This window comes from Enterobacter cloacae complex sp. IR5428 (assembly GCF_049238585.1).
GTDB classification, from domain to species: domain Bacteria; phylum Pseudomonadota; class Gammaproteobacteria; order Enterobacterales; family Enterobacteriaceae; genus Enterobacter; species Enterobacter intestinihominis.
Genome location: NZ_JBMKHV010000001.1, coordinates 188,243 through 206,369, shown reverse-complemented (window position 1 = coordinate 206,369; position 18,127 = coordinate 188,243). Strand labels below are relative to the sequence as shown.

The following is an 18,127-nucleotide window of genomic DNA, read 5'->3' as shown; positions in this document are numbered from 1 at the left end:
TTCCTTAACGTGGTGTAACCTGACAAAGGGCCTGGGCACCTGCCCGTAACGTCGCCTCATCTTTCGCAAAAGAGAGACGGATCAGTTTATTGTCCGTGCCATCGGCATAAAACGCTGACAGCGGAATGGTGGCAACCCCGTACTCGACAATCAGCCTTTTCACCAACTCGCTGTCGCGCTCGTCGCTAAAGCCGCTGTAATCCGCAAGCAGGAAAAACGAACCGGCACTCGGAAGCAGCCTGAACGGTGAGTCGGCGAGCAAACTTTGCAGCAGATCGCGCTTGCGCTGATAAAACGCCGCCAGCGACAGCCAGGTTTGCGGATCGGTCATGTGTTCGGCAAACGCGTACTGCATCGGCGTATCGGCCGAGAACATTAAAAATTGATGGACCTTACATATTTCATCCATCAGCTCCGCGGGCGCCACACAATAACCCACGCGCCAGCCGGTGACGTGATAGGTTTTTCCGAAAGAAGAAATAATCACGCTTCGCTCCGCCAGTTGCGGGTGCGTCGCCATCCCGTGATGCGGTTCGCCATCAAAAACGACGTGCTCGTACACTTCGTCAGACAAAATGATGATGTCGGTGTGGCGCGTCAGCACTGCCAGCTGGTGCAGATCGGCGGCTGAAAATACCTGTCCGCTCGGGTTGTGCGGCGTATTGACGATGATCATCCGCGTGCGCGGGGTAATAGCCGCGCGTACTTCATCCCAGTTCACGGCAAAATCCGGTACCGTCAGCTTAATAGCGATCGGCGTCGCCCCCTGCAGACGGACAATCGGCGCATAGCTGTCAAAGGAGGGCTCGAAATAGATCACCTCATCGCCAGGATGAACCAGCCCGCTGATGGCTGAGTAAAGCCCTTCACTGGCGCTGGCGGTCACCAGTACCTCACTCGCCGGGTCATAGCGGGTGCCATAGAGCGTGGCAATTTTGTCCGCGATGCGCTCTCTGAGCGGTTGAAGCCCGGTCATGGAGGCATACTGGTTATGCCCTGACTCCATGGCGCGAGTGACGCCGGAGATAAGTTTTGGGTCGCAGGAAAAATTCGGCGCACCCTGAGAAAGGTTGATGGCGTTATGCCGGGCTGAAAGCTGGCCGATAACGGTAAAAATGGTGGTTCCTACATCGGGCAATTTAGAGCGGGTCTGCACCGGCGTTTTCAAAGTCATCCTCTGTCCCTTCTCGTGGTGAATGCATAACTATTCAAACAATAACTTGATTGCCGGGACAATCGAATTGTTGTCATAATAGCCATGACAAAAACGCATAGCTAAGGTGAGATATGTCGCGTCGTTCATTTCCGCTTAATGCCGTAGAGACGTTTATCGTGACCGCGCGTCACCTGAATCTTACCCATGCCGCGAAGGAGCTTTGTCTGACGCAGGGGGCGGTAAGCCGCAAAATTGCCTCGCTGGAAAGCTGGTTCGGCTTCCCGCTGTTCGAACGCCATGCTCGCGGCCTGCGTCTTTCTTCACAGGGAAGCGCCCTGCTGCCGGAACTGCAATCTGCGTTTGAGCACCTGCTTAACGTTGCTGAACAGGCGCGGACGCACCAGACCGTAATTCGTCTGAAAGCGCCTACCTGCGCGATGCGCTGGCTGGTACCGCGTCTGTTACAGGTCGAGCGCGAACAGCCGGAACTCCAGATTGCGCTGACCACTACCACCGATCATAACGTCAATTTCAAAACCGAATCCTATGACGCGGCGATTGTGTTTGGAACGCACATGAGCGCCGGCGTTCTGCTGTTCGAAGAGGCCTTAACCCCGGTGATGAGCCCGCTGCGGGCCGGTTCTGCGCTGGAAACACTCACCTTCCTTCACCCCACGCGGGACAAAACGGACTGGACGCTGTGGCTGGCGAAACAGCCGCGTCCGGCGCCAGCTATGCTCAAAAATCAACACTTCGAAACCATGGATCTGGCCATTACCGCCGCCATTCAGGGGCTGGGCATCGCCATTGCGGATGAAACGCTGGTGGAGGAGGACGTGCGCGCCGGACGGCTGATGCGGCCTTATGATACGAGCATAAAGACGGGGGCGAGCTACCGGCTGGTGTTACGCGACGCACCCGACCCGGAGAACGGGCTGGATGCGTTTCGTGCCTGTCTGCTCAGTCGAGGCTGACGTGGTGTTTCATTACCCGTTTGAAGAGGCTCATACGGGCACGCATAAAACGGTTTTCAAGCCGAAAACCCGCATGTTTATTCACACCGATGCGTAACAACACGTCCCGCCCTTTCCGGCAGGCGGGCCAGCGTATGGGCCCCACCAGGCTATCGCGTGCTCCCGCATCCCGGGCGAAGCTCACCCAGTAGTCCGCCACCTGAGCGGCGAAGACCAGATCGCGTTCATTTACATACTGCCGCGAGGGTTCCACCTGCCCAAGGGTATCGAACACGTAGGGCACTTCGTTACCGTGCCAGGCGCCGTTGGTATACGTCGCGTGCTCCGCTTCGGCCACATAATCAAACCAGTATCGCCAGCACAGGCCGCCTGCCCGCTGCTGCGCCTGCATCACCACGTATCCCATGGTGGTAAAGGCCATGTCGCGGCAAACCTGCCTGCCGAGTTCCTCATCGCCCTTCACGCCCGGATAAAGCAGCTTGATCAGCCCCAGGCCAAAGCGCCGCTCGCGACGGAGCTTCTGGATCTGCCCGGCAAGATCGACCCCGAACACCGACATCACGCTGGCTTCGTCGCTGTTTGACCCAATCATCACCGGTACTGAATGCTGACGGGCAGCGAAAAAGACATCGAGCATGGCCTCAGGCAAAACGCAGTCACCCACGATGGGCGCAGGGGCGATATTCAGTGGCGAGGTCAGCGGCCAGAACGCCTCAGGCGGGATCGCGCGAAGCTGTTCCGCGGTGGCATTTTGCAGGCCAAAATGGGCAGCAATCACTTCTCCTTTATGCATGGCCTGCTCGCGCGGGGTGTCGGGCAGCGTGTACCCGCTTTGCACAATGGCTTTATGGAACAGTCCTCCCGCAAGCGGAGAAGCCATCAGCGACAGCACGCTGCGCGCACCGGCCGACTCGCCAAATACGGTGATGTTCTCAGGATCGCCGCCGAACGCGGCAATGTTATCGCGCACCCATTCCAGGGCCTGGATCTGATCGAGCAGCGCAAAGTTATGCACCACGCGTTCTTCTTCCCCCTCCAGCGCCGGATGGGCAAAAAAGCCGAGGTGGCCGAGACGGTAATTAATTGTCACCACCACCGTACCGCGCTTCGCCAGTGCCCTGCCGTTATACGGAGGCAGACCGCCAGCGCCGAGGGTAAATCCTCCGCCGTGCAGCCAGACCATCACCGGAAGCGGATCGGCGCGTGCGACTGGCGACCAGACGTTAAGGTACAGGCAGTCTTCAGAGAACTGGCCAGGATCGCCGCCGCCCAGCTCCTGACAGCTTTCGCTGCTCTGCCAGCTGGAGGCGGAGAATGCCGTCGCCGGACGCACGCCATCCCAGCGTGCAGGGGGGCGTGGGGAGCGCCAGCGCCACGGGCCAACCGGCGGTGCCGCATAAGGAATGCCACACCACACATGGGTATCGCCTTCAGTAGAACCAATTAGTGCGCCCAGGCGCGTTTCAACCACAGGGGCGGAGGGATTTTCCATACCAACCTTCTTTTTCCATCACACCCCTGCAGAGTAACGGTTTCAGAGCAAACCGCAACGCTGTTTGCTGCGCGCTTCCGCCTCCTCGTAAAGCGTAAACTCGTCGTACACCGCACAGCCGAGCGCGGCTTCGAAGGCATTGCGGCTGGCATTGCCGTGGCTGCGCGCCTGCGTTTCATTGCCAAGATTCGACTGGAAAATCCCCGCCGCGCTGACGGGCAGAAAATCCTCATAGGTGATCGGCTGCGCCACAACCCAGCCGCGTTCGATCAGCGGCTGCGGATCGTCGCCGGGACGAAACGCGTGGCGATGCGCCTCACCTGTCGGAGTCAGACGGTAGCGGAAATAAGCCAGCCCCTGACGGCGCAGGAACATTTCGCTGTCCGGGAAGGTGCTGAAGATCTCGCGCAGGTGAAGCTGATGGGTCAGGTTGTCTTTGCCGGTCCCGGCCTGATTTAACAGACGGTCGTACAGCTCGCGCCCTTTCGGCGTAAGGGCCACGCCCCGCTGCTCAATCTCACCGAAACGCGCGGTATGCGTACCCTTGTGTTCTCCCGCGAAAAGCACCGGCTCTTCCAGCGCCTTAAAGCTGGTCTGGCGCAGGAGGATCGGCACCTCGCGGCGTGGCGGGCCTTCAATCAGGATTTTCGGCTCAATGCCGTACTTCGGCATCAGCTCCTGTACCCGGTCGATATCCAGCGTGCGCGGCGTGAGATGGTTGATATGGCACCCCGGGAAACAGACCACGTCGGCTATCAGGCGATGTTCGTTGCTAAGCGCCAGATAGGTTTCCTGATCGACCGTCGCATGGCGATGCCAGCGGAAGGTTTCTAAGGCTTCCTGCACAAATTCGCGCGCCTGTGCCTCGGTAAAGTGTCCCTGTACATCATGCAGGTCGATCAGGTCCAGGCAGCGCGGCGTAAAGATGTTTCGCCGGGAGAGGATCTCTGCCGCCCTTTCGCGCAGCGCAACGTTTTCAATCAGCTCCAGGCGCAGCAGCGAGGTAAAAATGCGAAACGGATTACGGCAGAGCGCCGCATCGTCAGTCGGACGAAACGCCGTCGAGTGGACGGGCACGCCCGCCTGGGAGAGATCGTAGTAGCTGACCGGGTACATGCCCATAATGGCGAAGATCCGGCGCAGGGTGGAAAGCTCCTGCGCGGTGCCAACGCGGATCGCACCGTGACGTTCAACATTCAGGCGCGCCAGTTCGTCTGCATTTGCCAGTTGTTCATGTAAAAGTGGGTTATTTTCCAGAACCGCCAGGTTAACGTCCGCCACCAGTTCCAGCAAGGTGCCGTACTGCGGAACTTCCTGCTGGTACATCGCCGACATAGCCTGCGAAAAGTGTTCCCGAATATCATCAGCCGTGATGGTGTTCGCCATGATGTCATGCCTCCAGTGAATACTACCTGGAGTGTAGAGAAGCCCGTTCTTTTCGTTGGGAAGAATTTACAAATTGTGATCCAGGCAGACGAGTGGTCAAAGCATGGGCGTTTTCGAAAAACAGTTGTAACTCAAACAGATCAAATGTTAAAAATATTTTGCTATCAGGTTATCAAATTCAAACAACTTAACTTGTCACCCGCGTCGCTCTGTTTTTAACATCGCCTATGGAAAAAAATGGTCTGTTCAGTCAGCGCATACGCTTGCGCCATTTGCATACATTTGTGGCCGTCGCTCAACAGGGAACGCTGGGGCGAGCGGCTGAAACCCTTAACCTTAGTCAGCCTGCACTATCCAAAACGCTGAACGAACTGGAACAGCTTACCGGAACCCGTCTGTTCGACCGCGGCCGTCTGGGCGCTCAGCTTACGCTCGTAGGCGAACAGTTCCTGACGCATGCCGTTAAAGTTCTTGATGCCCTCAATACCGCCGGTCAGGCCTTAAACCGTAAAGAAGAGCAGGCCAGCGACATCGTGCGCGTGGGGGCACTGCCAACGGCGGCGCTGGGCATATTGCCTGCGGCGATCGGCCAGTTCCACCGCCAGCAAAAGCACGCCACGCTTCAGGTCGCGACCATGAATAACACCATGCTGCTGGCGGGCCTGAAGTCAGGCGAGCTGGATCTGGGCATTGGCCGGATGTCCGATCCGGAACTGATGAGCGGCCTGAATTACGAGTTGCTGTTCCTGGAATCACTGAAGCTGGTCGTGCGTCCGAATCATCCCCTGCTGCAGGATACCGTCACCTTAAGCCGCGTAATGGAGTGGCCGGTGGTAGTTTCCCCGAAAGGAACGGTTCCGCGTCAGAATGCGGAAGCGTTGCTGCAAATGCAGGGCTGCACGCTGCCTTCAGGGTGTATTGAAACGCTCTCGGCGTCTCTTTCGCGCCAGCTGACGGTGGATTATGACTACGTGTGGTTTGTGCCGTCCGGCGCGGTGAAGGACGATCTGCGACGCGGCGTGCTCACCGCGCTGCCGGTAACCTCACCCGGCGCAGGAGAACCCATTGGGATCCTGACGCGGGTAGATGCCCCGCTCTCTGAAGGCGCCCAAACGCTGTTAAGCGCCATTCGTAAGTCAATGCCTCTCTGATCCTAAACGCAGAACCCGCCGCGAGGGCGGGTCTGTCTTACTCAGAACGTTTCCCAGTTATCACCTGAGACGGCCGCCGCCGGGGTTAAAGGCGCGGGTTTTGCTGCGGTTGCGGCGGCTGTAGTCCGTCCTGCGCGCGCCCCGTTGAGACGAAACGCGCCAACGGCTTCCGTCAGACGCGCGCCCTGCTCTTCCAGCGAGGCCGCCGCCGCAGAGGCTTCTTCCACCAGCGAGGCATTCTGCTGCGTCACCTTATCCATCTCGGAAATCGCCTGGCTCACCTGAACAATGCCGCGGCTCTGCTCATCGGACGCGGCCGCAATCTCCAGCATAATATGGGTGACGCGTTTAACCGCCTCGACGATCTCATTCATGGTATTGCCCGCCGCAACCACCTCCCCGGAACCCTGATCGATAAGCGACACCGATTCATTAATCAGGCTTTCGATCTCTTTCGCCGCGTTCGCGCTGCGGCTTGCCAGGGTGCGGACTTCACTCGCTACGACCGCAAAGCCGCGTCCCTGTTCACCCGCACGTGCCGCCTCGACCGCCGCATTGAGCGCGAGAATATTGGTCTGGAACGCGATGCTGTTAATCACGGCGGTAATTTCAGAGATCTTCTTCGAGCTGGTGGAAATATTACCCATGGTTTTCACCACGCCGGAGACCATCTGCCCCCCGCGGCTGGCCTTACCGGAGGCATCTTCTGCAAGTTTACTCGCATGATGCGCGTTATCGGCGTTTTGCTTCACCGTCGCGGTGAGCTGCTCCATGCTGGCCGCCGTCTGTTCGATGGCCGCCGCCTGCTGTTCGGTTCGGGATGAGAGATCGGTATTACCCGCGGAGATCTCGCTGGTTCCACGGTAAATCTCCTCCGCCCCCTGCCGCACCGTGCCCACGGTTGTCACCAGCGCGTGCTGCATTGTTTGCAGATCGCGCGTCAGGCGGCCAATTTCGCTGCGCCCGGTCGGTTCGTCCGGCATGGTTAAATCGCCTTTCGCGATATTTTCGATACGCGTAGCGGCTCGCTGAAGCGGGTTTATCACCGTACGGCGCAGCACCACAAAGGTGATCACCGCCAGCGCCAGCGCCAGGCCAAACGCGCCAAACATAAACATCAGCCCCAGCCGGGTGCGGGTGTGAGCCTGCGCCGTCAGTGCGTTGGCGCGTTCGGTGCGGATTTTTATCGCCTTCAGCAGCACCGCGTTATAGGCATCGTCCAGCGGACGCGCGGTCTCATTTTCATGGTTGATAATGGCTTCAAACATGCCGTTTTTGGCATATTTCAGCATCGGCTGCATACCGGCGATGTAGGCGTCATAGCGGGCTTTCAGATCGCCATCCAGCGCTTCATCAGCCTGAGTGCGAACGGTGCGCTTCATATAGGCGGCAAATCCATCCTGCGACTGCCTGATGCGGGTCTCAGCCTCAGCGATGTTTTGCTTCATCGCCTCCATCTCCGCGATGCGGCTCGCCGCCCCCGCGTGGATCATGTTGATACGGGCGGTGCGTAAATGGTTGGAACTGTTTGACAGACCGGTGCGCACCTGGATTTCTGCTGTGACATCCTGCTGATCGTTATCGGCCTGGAGCAGGAAATAGCCTGCCAGACACGAGCTCAAGGCAAACAGGAGAATAATGCCACCGAGAATGGAGGAAAACAGCGGAACCAGCCGGATGTGATGCAAGAAACTCAGCTTGTGCTGCGCCTGCATCGATGTTGTGTTGTCCATGACCGTCGACTCTCTTATAGGTAAGATGCGTAAAAACACGCCTGTAAAAGAGTCATCGGCACAGCGGGGAATTAGATTACGCCTAAAAGCGCCAGACAGGTCACACTTTAGAGAAGATCAGGGAAGAAATGCCAGCGGGAAAAACCGCTGGCAGAATAATCAGTTGTCGCCGAAATGGATGACGGTACGAATGGATTTTCCTTCGTGCATCAGATCGAAAGCTTCGTTGATCTGCTCCAGCGGCAGGCGGTGCGTAATGAACGGATCGAGCTGAATTTTGCCGACCATCGCATCTTCAACCATGCCCGGCAGCTGTGTACGGCCTTTCACGCCGCCAAATGCCGACCCGCGCCATACGCGCCCTGTCACCAGCTGGAAGGGACGGGTTTTAATCTCCTGACCCGCGCCGGCCACACCGATAATGATGCTCTCACCCCAGCCTTTGTGGCAGCACTCCAGCGCTGAGCGCATCACGTTGACGTTGCCGATACATTCGAAGCTGAAGTCCACGCCGCCGTCGGTCAGCTCAACGATCACGTCCTGAACCGGTTTGTCGTAGTCTTTCGGGTTGATGAAGTCGGTCGCACCCATCTCACCTGCGAGCTTAAATTTCTCCGGGTTGGTATCCACAGCAATGATACGCCCAGCTTTCGCCTGTACCGCGCCCTGGATGACCGCCAGACCGATCCCGCCCAGGCCGAACACCGCCACGGTGTCACCCTCTTTCACTTTCGCCGTGTTATGCACCGCGCCGATACCGGTGGTGACACCGCAGCCGAGCAGACAGACTTTATCCAGCGGGGCCTGCGGATTCACTTTCGCCAGTGAGATCTCGGCGCACACCGTGTATTCGCTGAAGGTGCTGGTCCCCATGTAGTGATAGATTGGCTCGCCGTTATAGGAGAAACGGGTGGTACCGTCCGGCATAAGACCTTTGCCCTGCGTGGCGCGCACTGCCTGACAGAGGTTAGTTTTGCCGGATTTGCAGAACTTACACTCGCCGCACTCTGCGGTGTAGAGCGGGATCACATGGTCGCCGGGCTTCAGGCTGGTAACGCCTTCACCCACTTCCACCACCACACCGCCCCCTTCGTGGCCGAGCACCGCCGGGAATACGCCTTCCGGATCGTCACCGGACAGGGTAAACGCATCGGTATGGCAGACGCCGGTGTGAGTAATTTTGATCAGCACTTCGCCTTTCTTCGGCGGAGCAACATCAATTTCAACGATTTTCAGCGGCTGGCCTGGGCCGAACGCGACAGCTGCGCGAGATTTCATGATGTCTTTCCCTTGTTGTGAGGTGTGTGGGTTTATTTTAGATAAGAGCGCAGCAAATGGCCGACTTCCGCCATCCGCACTGCCCGCTGATCCGGGGTGGTCTCCCCCGTCACCAGCTCATCTTTGAGGTGAATTTCAACCATTTCACCCATCAGGCCATTGGCAGCACCGCGCACGGCGGCAATTTGCTGCAGAATGGCGAGACAGGGATCGCCCGACTCCAGGGCGCGTTCAAGGGCATCAACCTGGCCTCGAATGCGGCGGACGCGGGTCAGAATACGTTTTTTATCTTCGGGTGAATGCGGCATACGCCCTCCTGATACTATAGGGGGGTATGGTACCTCGTATGTTATTGCCCTGTAAACCACAAGAAAGAGACGCTGCAATGAGCACATCGCCGGCAAGGAACAAAAGATATTTAGGGTTTATTCTGGCCGCTACGAATCCTATTTAGCTCGTAATGTTAAAATTCCGCACTTATATGGCACGATGTGAACAGAAATAACATTCTCGTCACCTAACATACTGCTACAAACAAAATGGTGGTGTTAATGATTGTACTAAAGAGCTTTTTATTCTTTGTTGGCGCGGCGGTCGCATGCGCGCTTATTATACTTTGTCTTTGGGTTGATATGCGGTTTGTCGGCCATGATATTCCGGAATTATCACTGACCGAAATTATGCAGGAAACGGTATTAGCGACTATCGTTTTTCTCCATTTTCGTCTGGCGAAAATGAACGAATCCATGCGTTACTGTAATATTCTGGTTGGCGGTTTTTTCCTGACGATGTTAATTCGTGAACTGGACGCGCTTTTTGACCTCATTTCTCATGGGAGTTGGGTGTGGTTCGCGCTGATTACCGCTCTGCTGGCTTTAATTCGCCCCGTTATGCATTTTCGCGCTACCCTGGAACAGCTGGCAAAATACACGCAATCCCCCTGGTACGGTATTCTGTTGAGCGGCCTGCTGGCTGTACTGGTCTTCTCCCGTCTCTTTGGAATGCAGGTGCTGTGGCACGCCATTCTGGAGCATGGCTATATGCGTGTCTTGAAAAACGCCGTGGAGGAAGGTTCGGAATCGTTCGGCTATATGCTGTGCCTGGCCGCATCCCTTGGCTATTACATTACCTTTCGCGCTAACGCACGAGAGAAATAGTCTCTTCCCGCTACGTAGACAGAGACGGCGAGGGAAATATTTATCCACTCCATCCTTAGGGCGTTATGGTGGACATGTAAGAAAGACATATCCTAAAAAGAGGTACTCAGGCGTCGATTTCAGCGAATTCTCTCTCACTCTTGCCATCAGCGTCTATCCTTAGACTATCAACAAAAGGAGGCTGGAATGTCTGATTTCGACACTGATAAAAATGCACAATACGCTGGCGATAAAGCCAAAAACAAACTTGATGAATTATCCGGCTCTGCGCAGCAGCAGTTTGGTGAATTCGTTGATTCCCCTAAACATCAGGTGAAAGGTGCAGCGAAAAAATATGCTGCTCAGGCCAGTGATGCCGTCTCGGATGTTACTGAAGCCGTCAGAAATAACCCGTTAACGGGCTTAATCGCTGCGGGTGCGGTAGGCATCGTTCTGGGACTTCTGCTGGGACGGAAATAATTTCAGGCCCTCCGGGGCCTTTTCTTTTCCCCACGTTTTTCTCCCTCTCTTCCCCCCTAATTTTGATAGTTCTTCTGACAAATCCCCGAACTGCACGAAAAACTTGTACAGTTTAGATGTACAGATTTGACCGGATAGTATAAATTCGATGCCAGTGATGTTACAAAATTGTTTGTCAACGGTGGAAAATTATGCGTCGCAACCATGCTCCCTCTACAGCAGAAAGCGCTATAACCTTGTATTTTAACAAGGATAATGTCCCAACACAGCAGGAAACCCTTGGTGCCATCGTCAGTGAGATCATCAAAGAAAATGTACAACTGAGCAGAATGACAATTTGTACAAAGCTGTTGCGCAGAATTGAAGAATCAACGTCTGACGTAGAGAAAGCGCACTATAACGGTTTGATAGCCCTCTTCTTCGAGCGTTAACCTGAACACTGTTTTTAACTTACTAAGTTAGTCATGCTGAGTGAGAATAGAGCATCTGGATGCGATGACTAACCCCATGCTACAGCCGCGTGTAGCAGAGTGAGATTAAGCTATGCATAGAACTAAATTTGAACGACTTAAGGATGACCTTATCGGTGAGGCCGTATTATCCATACTGAAAGAGAACGGACCTATTACCTTTGCGTCTCTTGCTAATCGCCTGCTGGCGATGGCTAACGTTGAATCAAATGATGAGCGTAAAAATGCATTGATTGCCGCTGAAGATGAAGTGCGCCAGCGTGTAACCGGCGTATCGCACGACCGGGGAAGAGTGATGGGCGATTATGATATTGGCCGCATGCGCTCTCTCTTTACTCACAACACGCTTCTGAGCCCAAATAAGAAACACTAATTTTAACCGAGACGGTGACCACCATGAGTAAAGCGACTATGCACCAGACGTATAATTTTGAAGCCCTGCACGATAAAGGACTGGCGGAACACTTTCTTAATGCTGGAAAGCATCTCAGTGGTGAAGTTGAAGTGTTAGGCTCGGCAATACGCTGTATTATGCTGACCGGTGACAACCTTTCGAATAAAGAGATCATCCTGCAACTGATTCACGCCCTTGAAATTACTGAGGAGCCTGAAGCCTGCGATGTCATTCGCAACACACTTGAAATTGTTGTCGGCTTTACGCGTGATGATATCTGAGAATACACTATTGCGACGGTGAGTGAGTCTTTTTTACTGGTGGTCGAATACTGTAGTCTGTCGGACCACCAGCATAGTGAAGCCGTTAACTAAATAGCCGTACCATTCGATCCAACTCTTCTTCTTTAACCGCGCGGGAAAGATAATAACCCTGGAATCGCTTAACCCCTAACGCGACAAGTTTTTCAAATTTTTCTTCGCTATCGACGCCTTCCGCAACGCATTCGGTCCCCGTCATGTCGCTGTAAACCTGTATCGCTTTAATAATGCTATAGTCTTTGTCGTTAGCCACAAAGTGCTCAACAATATCGCGATCAAGCTTTAGTCCATCAACATTAATCAGTCTGATGGGCAGCATAGCATGATATTTTGAAAAACAGTCATCCAGAAAAAGCCGACATCCCACGGCGCGTAAACGCTGGAGTGTTTCGGGAATATTTTTATCCTTTGTTATGTCAATCGTTTCAGCTAGTTCAAAGACTAGTTTCCCGGCCCACTGCGGTTTGAGTAACATTTCGACGGCCTTTTTGGCCATCCCCGGCAGCGCGTTTCCCGAAGCAAGTTGAGGAGGAATGTTAACTGAAAAATAATATTTTCCATTGTATTTATTGATACCTAATACGGCCGCATGGATGACTAACGCCGTTAGCTTGAGCCATATTTCACTATTTTTTATCCCTCCCAGAAAATAGGCTGGCTTCAGGATCTCACCTTTTTTATGCCAGCGCAGCAGGATTTCAAATCCAACTCCTTTTTTATCACTATCAGTGATAATTTGATAAGCCGCAAAGATTTCCCGTTTATGTAACGCTTGTAATATATCTATTTCCGTTTCCGAAAACACTTTTGTTTTATTTTTTCCTGCACAAACCTCATCTCTGAAAACGCGAGAGTCGCTAAACCATACTCTGATAATATATAATTTACCCAAACCCACCTTGCGATGGGTATAAATAGTTTTATCTGACAGCCCTAACCTCTTACTCTGCTCTTTTATGGAAATACCCCGATAGAAATTCAGTAGCACGGTTAACTCGCGATGTGTTAACCCATGCAAATTTTCTTTACCCTCCTTGTCCGGTACGTTACGCAACAAGCGTGAAGGGCCAGCACGCTCATCTGTCTCATTTTTTACAAAGCCCATTATTTCTGTAATATTCTCTACCCTGATCGTGGAAAGCTTTTTTGTATTATTAACGAGACTTCTCAACGTTGCATTAAGCCATCGCTCAGGTAGTGCACCATACAGGGTGACCCTGCAAATCACCGGCAGTGCATTCAGAACGGATACCAAGCGCTTCAGGCTTTCAAGAAAAGTAGCAACGTCACGACCAAGGAAAACCGAAACCTCGGGCGATTGATTTTCCATCATTTTTTCAACGTCAACGGAACATATTTCATCCTCTTCAAAATGGAGTCGCGTGGCGTGTACGCCTCGAGATTTCAGAAGCAGGCTATACCCTTCAAAGGTGAAACCGCAGGCTGAAATAACAAACCGTTGCTTGTAGCAAGTACCTTGCACAGAGGGTAAATTTTGAGACATAACCTGCTCCTGAGAATACAAACATCATTCCCATATGTAATTAAAGCCAATATTCCTTGTCGCATTGAATAATTTTACCGCACCCCATTTGGTTAATAAACCGTTATCAATGTTATGCACATGAACATCTTTGCGTTAATCAACCGACTCATCCATATGCAGCATAAATATCATTTTCTTTTCATATAACAACAGTAACCAGGACTTTCTCAAGGTATAATGAAAATTCCGAAAAAGAAGTCCGGACACTTCTTCTCATCGGCTCAGACAAAAAAGAGAAAATGCTATGGATAATCACATCTCATCCAGAGCTTTGCTACATCGACGGGATGTCATTAAAAACAACCCGCGATTTAGTGAAGCTATAATAGAACACTACAAAATCAATGACGCCATTTATAAAAAACAACCCCTGTTCTACAAAACGATGCTTCAGGAATCACGGTTCAATATAATACTCTCAATATGTTGTTTTGTTTTTGGCAATCAGGCTGAGTCGGTCTCGGAGATTAAGGCACTGTGCTCACGCTATAATATCGCCAGCCCTAACAGCGTTATCGCGATCATCACCATACTTAAAACCACCGGGCGAATTAAGACCTGGCGCTGTACCGAAGATCGGCGAAAAACAAAAATCGCGCCTACGGAAAAAGGACTGGATGAGCTTAAACGCTATATGTCCGGGGCGTTCACGCCTGTTAGCATTCTTTATCCGACATTCAACATTAATGTTAATCTTCTGGACAATGACACACTCAGGCACAACTTTTTCCGGCGCGCCGCAGAATACCTTTTCCGCGGATTAACATTCAGTAAAGTACTTCCGGAGGTGGGTTTATTTATTGATAAGGATGGTGGCCGGATGATTATGCTCTATCTCTATTTGCAGGCCATTAAAAACAAAACAGCATACGGTGCCATAATAGCGTATTCAGCCAGCACACTTGCAAAAGAATTTTTCGTCTCGCGTATTCACGTCAACCGCATTATCAAATCGGCACAGGAGGCAGGTTATCTTAAAGATCGCGGCGATGGCCGGATGTCCATTTACCCGGCATTTATCGAACTTGTCGAAAATTATGCCGGTTTATATTTTGCCTATGTCACACATTACATCAATGTGGTGCCAAAAGAACGACGCCATGCTGTCAACATGACGTCTACACTCTGATCTGACGGGCGTTCGGCTTGCTGAACGCCTTTTTTATCGCTCGCGCAGCGCCTCTTTTGCCTTATTTAACGGTTTCAGCAGATAATCAATGACGGATTTACTGCCGGTTTTGATATCAACCGTAGCTATCATGCCCGGAAACACCGGGAATTCCTTGCCCTGCCGGTTAGTCAGATGGTTACTGTCTGTACGGATATAAACGCGATAATAATAAACATCCCGTTTCACCTCGTCCTGAAGGGTATCCGGTGAAATCATCGTCACCTCCCCCTCCAGCCCGCCGTAAATGGAGTAGTCATAAGCGGTGATTTTCACCAGCGCTTTTTGCCCGGGATGGATAAACGCGACATCGCGCGGCGAGATTTTCGCTTCTATCACCATCTGGTCATCAAGCGGTACCAGGCTCATCAGTTTGCCGTTCGGCGGGATCACCCCGCCAACCGTCGTCACGTCAATGTCTTTCACGATGCCACGCACCGGCGCATTAAACGTTAAGCGGGTGAGTGAGTCTTCGCGCCCTTTCATCACCGAACGCTGCGCTTCGATTTCCGCGTTCGCTTTCGCCAGTTCTTCGCGGGCGCGAACGTAGTACTGGTTTTTCATCTCGGTGATTTTGCTCTCCAGCTCATTTTTTTGGCGTTCAAGGCGTAAGACTTCGACCTTACTGGCCGCCCCCTGCGTCACCAGCGGGCGCGTTAATGCCAGTTCACGCTGCACGAGATCCGCTCCCTGGCGTAAACCCGCCAGCCCTTTTTCAAGGCTTTCGCGACGAGACTGGTAAAGCGCCGTTTCCTGTTTAACCAGCTCAACGTCGTCATCCAGCTCTGCCGGGAATGTCAGCCCGGTGTCGTTCACTTCAGCATTCAGACGCGCGGCTGTCGCCATCGCAGCATTTAATCGAGACTCGCTCTCAAGCACGCTGGACTCGGTTTTCGTCCGGTCCAGTTGGGCAAGCTGTTGACCACGCTCGACGATATCGCCTTCGCGCACCATCAGACTGTGGATAATCCCCCCTTCCAGGGACTGGATCACCTGCTCGTGGGAGGACGGGATCACCTTGCCACTGCCCGTAGTGACCTCATCCAGCTGGAACAGGCTGGCCCAGGTAATAAACACCACCAGCAGGGCAAACAGCGACCATGCCAGCAGCGACGATCGCGGCAGGCGGGGCTCCTTCAGTCGGCTATTAAAGCGGGAGAAATCATTCATGCCACGCCCTCCGTTTTCAGTTTAACCGTGCGCTGCGGCGCCTGCTGCGGGGCCATTCCGTGCTGGCGTAAAATGGCATCACGAGGGCCATCCATCACCACTTTGCCGTTTTCCAGCACGATGATGCGGTCAACCAGGTCCAGAATCGGCAGACGATGCGTCGCCACCACCAGCGTCCGGCGCTTACCGAGCCACTGGTGGAGATGCTGGATAAACTGCTTCTCGCTGACCTCATCCAGCCAGGCGGTGGGTTCATCCAGCAGCAGAATATTCGGCGAGGTGATCAGCGCGCGGGCCAGCAACAGCGCCTGACGTTGCCCGCCGGAAAGCCCCATTCCGCCCTCGTTGATGATGGTGTTCAGCCCCATTTTCTGCTTGCGCACAAACTCCAGCGCGCCGCTATTGACCAGCGCCTGATGGATTTCCTCGTCTGTCGCCAGCGGATTACCCATCAGGATGTTGTCGCGTACGGAGCCGAAGAACAGCCTCGCCTGCTGACTGAGCAGCTGCATATCGCGGCGTACGTCAGCCGGGTCAAGATGATTGAGAGCAATATCGTCCAGCAAAATGCTGCCCTGCTGTGGCTCCTGCATTCCCGCCAGCAGGTGCAGCAAGGTGCTTTTCCCCGAACCATTCCGCCCGAGCACCGCCACGCGCTCCCCGGCGCAAATGCGCAGTTTGCTGACGTTCAGCACGGTGAGCTTCTCTTCTTCGTCGTAATAAAACCCGACGTCGTCCAGCTGATAATCACCGCGCAGGTGGGCTTTATGCACTTTTTTGCCGTGCTGGGGATCGTCAATCGGACGCTGCATCAGGTCATCCAGTCCCTTGCGGGCCACCTTTGCTGACTGCCAGCGGGAGAGCACGCCGGAAATCTGCGACAGCGGCGCAATGGTGCGGGACGCCAGAATCGAGGTGCCCACCAGCGCACCGGTGGTCATGTCGCCGCTGATGACCAGATAACAGCCCACCAGCAGCACTACGGCGTAGACGATAGATTGCACCTCCTGGGTCCAGGTCAGCAGCAGCCCCGTCAGCCAGCGCTGTTTCATGCCGACGCTGGCGGCAACGTCATTGGTGTTATTCCACTGGTTCTGGAACCGCTGCTCGGCGCGCATCAGCTTGATGTCCTCAAGCCCCTGCACCGCTTCCACCAGCGTGGCGTTACGAATCGCCGATTCGCGCATCCCTTCGCTGGAGAGTTTTCCCAGCGGGCGCTGCACCAGCAGGCCGGGAATGAGCAGCAGCGGCACGGCCAGCAGCACCACCAGAACCAGCGGGCCGCCAATCATCCACAGAATGAAGACGAACAGCAGGAAGAACGGCAGATCGGAGATGGCTGCAATGGTGGTAGAGGTGATCAGCTCCCGCACCGACTCCAGCTCGCGGATCTGGGCGATAAACGACCCGGTCGATTTCGACCGTGCGCCGTTTTTAATCCGCAGGGCGTGGGCAAACACGCGCTCGGAAATACGCAGGTCGGCGCGTTTCCCTACCACATCCGAAATATGCACCCGCAGCATGCGCATGATGAATTCAAACACGATAGCGATCATCACGCCCCCAAACAGCACCCACAGCGTGGCTTCCGACTGGGACGGCACCACCCTGTCATACACCTGCATGGAAAAGACCATGCCGGAGAGCGCCAGCACGTTGGCGACCAGCGCCACCAGCATAATATCGCTGTAACGACGCCAGTCTTTCAGCGCCAGCTGCCAGAACCAGTTTTTCTCATAGGGTTTGATGTAATCATCCACGCGCGCATCCGGCGTGGACTCCAGGGGACGCAGCACCATCAGCCCTTTTAACCGCGAACCGAGTTCGTCACGCGTCAGCGTCGTCTCCAGGCCGCCGTCGCCGCTGAACTGCACGCTGATGTTCCCTTCGTTGTCCATACGGTTGATGACCGCGATTTGCCCGCCGGTGAACTCCGCCAGCAGCGGTAAGCGCCACGGGTCGAGCGATACGGCTTCCGCCGCTACCCAACGCATCCCCAGCCCAAGCTGGCGCGCCATCTCCTCCAGCACCAGCTGGCGCGAAGACTGGCTTTCATGGTTAATCGTGACCCGAACATGCTCCGCCGAAAAATCCAGCCGATAGTGCTTAGCGATGATGAGCATGCCCTGCAACCAGGGTTCGTACTGTGGATGTGTCTTCATAATGCTACGTCCTGTTCAGGGCGATGATTTCGCACTGAAATGATACCTTTGCGAGATGATTAGAAATCGAACATTGCCTAAACGAGCCCGCAAAATAATCTTGTGAAATAG

17 protein-coding genes are annotated in these 18,127 nt (G+C 54.2%); 8 read left to right on the top strand and 9 right to left on the bottom strand.

Annotated features, from left to right (window positions below):
• Window positions 1-4 precede the first annotated feature (4 nt).
• Window positions 5-1,174: a pyridoxal phosphate-dependent aminotransferase gene (locus ACOTXC_RS00905; protein ID WP_063145925.1), complete on the bottom strand. Its 1,170-nt coding sequence runs from the start codon at window positions 1,172-1,174 to the stop codon at window positions 5-7.
• A gap of 113 nt (window positions 1,175-1,287) precedes the next feature.
• On the opposite strand from ACOTXC_RS00905, the gene ACOTXC_RS00900 reads away from it, so the two are divergent.
• Window positions 1,288-2,130 carry a LysR family transcriptional regulator gene (locus ACOTXC_RS00900; RefSeq protein ID WP_157507623.1) on the top strand — a complete coding sequence of 281 codons (843 nt, stop codon included), beginning with the start codon at window positions 1,288-1,290 and terminating at the stop codon, window positions 2,128-2,130.
• On the opposite strand, the gene ACOTXC_RS00895 is transcribed toward ACOTXC_RS00900, so the two are convergent.
• Window positions 2,117-3,622 (bottom strand): carboxylesterase/lipase family protein, encoded by a 1,506-nt coding sequence (locus ACOTXC_RS00895; protein WP_421767306.1) that lies wholly within the window; start codon window positions 3,620-3,622, stop codon window positions 2,117-2,119. The two genes, ACOTXC_RS00900 and ACOTXC_RS00895, sit on opposite strands and share 14 nt — an antisense overlap.
• A gap of 42 nt (window positions 3,623-3,664) precedes the next feature.
• The gene (hglS, locus tag ACOTXC_RS00890) at window positions 3,665-5,008 is read right to left on the bottom strand and encodes a 2-oxoadipate dioxygenase/decarboxylase HglS (protein ID WP_022648074.1); all 1,344 of its coding nucleotides are present in this window, start codon (window positions 5,006-5,008) and stop codon (window positions 3,665-3,667) included.
• A 227-nt stretch (window positions 5,009-5,235) separates the two neighbouring features.
• Here hglS and ACOTXC_RS00885 point away from each other — a divergent pair, with 227 nt between their 5' ends.
• Window positions 5,236-6,159: a LysR substrate-binding domain-containing protein gene (locus ACOTXC_RS00885; protein WP_022648073.1), complete on the top strand. Its 924-nt coding sequence runs from the start codon at window positions 5,236-5,238 to the stop codon at window positions 6,157-6,159.
• Window positions 6,160-6,200: 41 nt separating this feature from the next.
• On the opposite strand, the gene ACOTXC_RS00880 is transcribed toward ACOTXC_RS00885, so the two are convergent.
• From ACOTXC_RS00880 to ACOTXC_RS00870, 3 genes are all read right to left on the bottom strand, one after another.
• Entirely contained in the window at window positions 6,201-7,892 is a 1,692-nt protein-coding gene (locus ACOTXC_RS00880) for a methyl-accepting chemotaxis protein (protein ID WP_421767305.1), read from the bottom strand.
• Between the two features lie 159 nt (window positions 7,893-8,051).
• Window positions 8,052-9,170: an S-(hydroxymethyl)glutathione dehydrogenase/class III alcohol dehydrogenase gene (locus ACOTXC_RS00875; protein ID WP_017693450.1), complete on the bottom strand. Its 1,119-nt coding sequence runs from the start codon at window positions 9,168-9,170 to the stop codon at window positions 8,052-8,054.
• 32 nt (window positions 9,171-9,202) lie between these two features.
• Window positions 9,203-9,478 (bottom strand): metal/formaldehyde-sensitive transcriptional repressor, encoded by a 276-nt coding sequence (locus ACOTXC_RS00870; RefSeq protein WP_003857256.1) that lies wholly within the window; start codon window positions 9,476-9,478, stop codon window positions 9,203-9,205.
• 243 nt (window positions 9,479-9,721) lie between these two features.
• On the opposite strand from ACOTXC_RS00870, the gene ACOTXC_RS00865 reads away from it, so the two are divergent.
• From ACOTXC_RS00865 to ACOTXC_RS00845, 5 genes are all read left to right on the top strand, one after another.
• A complete protein-coding gene (locus ACOTXC_RS00865) occupies window positions 9,722-10,327 on the top strand; it encodes a transporter (protein ID WP_126503034.1) in 606 nt (201 codons plus the stop codon).
• Window positions 10,328-10,513: 186 nt separating this feature from the next.
• Window positions 10,514-10,786 (top strand): DUF883 family protein, encoded by a 273-nt coding sequence (locus ACOTXC_RS00860; protein WP_003857263.1) that lies wholly within the window; start codon window positions 10,514-10,516, stop codon window positions 10,784-10,786.
• A 191-nt stretch (window positions 10,787-10,977) separates the two neighbouring features.
• Window positions 10,978-11,217: a regulatory protein YcgZ gene (gene ycgZ / locus ACOTXC_RS00855; RefSeq protein WP_003857265.1), complete on the top strand. Its 240-nt coding sequence runs from the start codon at window positions 10,978-10,980 to the stop codon at window positions 11,215-11,217.
• A gap of 112 nt (window positions 11,218-11,329) precedes the next feature.
• Window positions 11,330-11,629 carry a hypothetical protein gene (locus ACOTXC_RS00850; protein ID WP_023300066.1) on the top strand — a complete coding sequence of 100 codons (300 nt, stop codon included), beginning with the start codon at window positions 11,330-11,332 and terminating at the stop codon, window positions 11,627-11,629.
• A 23-nt stretch (window positions 11,630-11,652) separates the two neighbouring features.
• Complete coding sequence (locus ACOTXC_RS00845; protein ID WP_075208094.1) at window positions 11,653-11,931, top strand: biofilm development regulator YmgB/AriR family protein; 279 nt, start codon at window positions 11,653-11,655, stop codon at window positions 11,929-11,931.
• An 85-nt stretch (window positions 11,932-12,016) separates the two neighbouring features.
• On the opposite strand, the gene ACOTXC_RS00840 is transcribed toward ACOTXC_RS00845, so the two are convergent.
• Window positions 12,017-13,474 carry an EAL domain-containing protein gene (locus tag ACOTXC_RS00840; protein WP_421767304.1) on the bottom strand — a complete coding sequence of 486 codons (1,458 nt, stop codon included), beginning with the start codon at window positions 13,472-13,474 and terminating at the stop codon, window positions 12,017-12,019.
• Window positions 13,475-13,760: 286 nt separating this feature from the next.
• On the opposite strand from ACOTXC_RS00840, the gene ACOTXC_RS00835 reads away from it, so the two are divergent.
• Complete coding sequence (locus tag ACOTXC_RS00835) at window positions 13,761-14,645, top strand: MarR family transcriptional regulator (protein ID WP_421767303.1); 885 nt, start codon at window positions 13,761-13,763, stop codon at window positions 14,643-14,645.
• Between the two features lie 33 nt (window positions 14,646-14,678).
• On the opposite strand, the gene ACOTXC_RS00830 is transcribed toward ACOTXC_RS00835, so the two are convergent.
• Window positions 14,679-15,854, bottom strand: a complete 1,176-nt coding sequence (locus tag ACOTXC_RS00830) for an HlyD family type I secretion periplasmic adaptor subunit (RefSeq protein WP_421767302.1) — start codon at window positions 15,852-15,854, stop codon at window positions 14,679-14,681.
• Entirely contained in the window at window positions 15,851-18,016 is a 2,166-nt protein-coding gene (locus tag ACOTXC_RS00825; RefSeq protein ID WP_421767301.1) for a type I secretion system permease/ATPase, read from the bottom strand. Before ACOTXC_RS00825 ends, ACOTXC_RS00830 begins: the two co-directional genes overlap by 4 nt.
• Window positions 18,017-18,127 lie beyond the last annotated feature (111 nt).

Excerpts from the sequence above, each read along its gene's own strand:
- ACOTXC_RS00905 (WP_063145925.1), bottom strand. The coding sequence starts at position 1,174 with ATGACTTTGAAAACGCCGGTGCAGACCCGCTCTAAATTGCCCGATGTA.
- ACOTXC_RS00900 (WP_157507623.1), top strand. The coding sequence starts at position 1,288 with ATGTCGCGTCGTTCATTTCCGCTTAATGCCGTAGAGACGTTTATCGTG.
- ACOTXC_RS00895 (WP_421767306.1), bottom strand. The coding sequence starts at position 3,622 with ATGGAAAATCCCTCCGCCCCTGTGGTTGAAACGCGCCTGGGCGCACTA.
- hglS (WP_022648074.1), bottom strand. The coding sequence starts at position 5,008 with ATGGCGAACACCATCACGGCTGATGATATTCGGGAACACTTTTCGCAG.
- ACOTXC_RS00885 (WP_022648073.1), top strand. The coding sequence starts at position 5,236 with ATGGAAAAAAATGGTCTGTTCAGTCAGCGCATACGCTTGCGCCATTTG.
- ACOTXC_RS00880 (WP_421767305.1), bottom strand. The coding sequence starts at position 7,892 with ATGGACAACACAACATCGATGCAGGCGCAGCACAAGCTGAGTTTCTTG.
- ACOTXC_RS00875 (WP_017693450.1), bottom strand. The coding sequence starts at position 9,170 with ATGAAATCTCGCGCAGCTGTCGCGTTCGGCCCAGGCCAGCCGCTGAAA.
- ACOTXC_RS00870 (WP_003857256.1), bottom strand. The coding sequence starts at position 9,478 with ATGCCGCATTCACCCGAAGATAAAAAACGTATTCTGACCCGCGTCCGC.
- ACOTXC_RS00865 (WP_126503034.1), top strand. The coding sequence starts at position 9,722 with ATGATTGTACTAAAGAGCTTTTTATTCTTTGTTGGCGCGGCGGTCGCA.
- ACOTXC_RS00860 (WP_003857263.1), top strand. The coding sequence starts at position 10,514 with ATGTCTGATTTCGACACTGATAAAAATGCACAATACGCTGGCGATAAA.
- ycgZ (WP_003857265.1), top strand. The coding sequence starts at position 10,978 with ATGCGTCGCAACCATGCTCCCTCTACAGCAGAAAGCGCTATAACCTTG.
- ACOTXC_RS00850 (WP_023300066.1), top strand. The coding sequence starts at position 11,330 with ATGCATAGAACTAAATTTGAACGACTTAAGGATGACCTTATCGGTGAG.
- ACOTXC_RS00845 (WP_075208094.1), top strand. The coding sequence starts at position 11,653 with ATGAGTAAAGCGACTATGCACCAGACGTATAATTTTGAAGCCCTGCAC.
- ACOTXC_RS00840 (WP_421767304.1), bottom strand. The coding sequence starts at position 13,474 with ATGTCTCAAAATTTACCCTCTGTGCAAGGTACTTGCTACAAGCAACGG.
- ACOTXC_RS00835 (WP_421767303.1), top strand. The coding sequence starts at position 13,761 with ATGGATAATCACATCTCATCCAGAGCTTTGCTACATCGACGGGATGTC.
- ACOTXC_RS00830 (WP_421767302.1), bottom strand. The coding sequence starts at position 15,854 with ATGAATGATTTCTCCCGCTTTAATAGCCGACTGAAGGAGCCCCGCCTG.
- ACOTXC_RS00825 (WP_421767301.1), bottom strand. The coding sequence starts at position 18,016 with ATGAAGACACATCCACAGTACGAACCCTGGTTGCAGGGCATGCTCATC.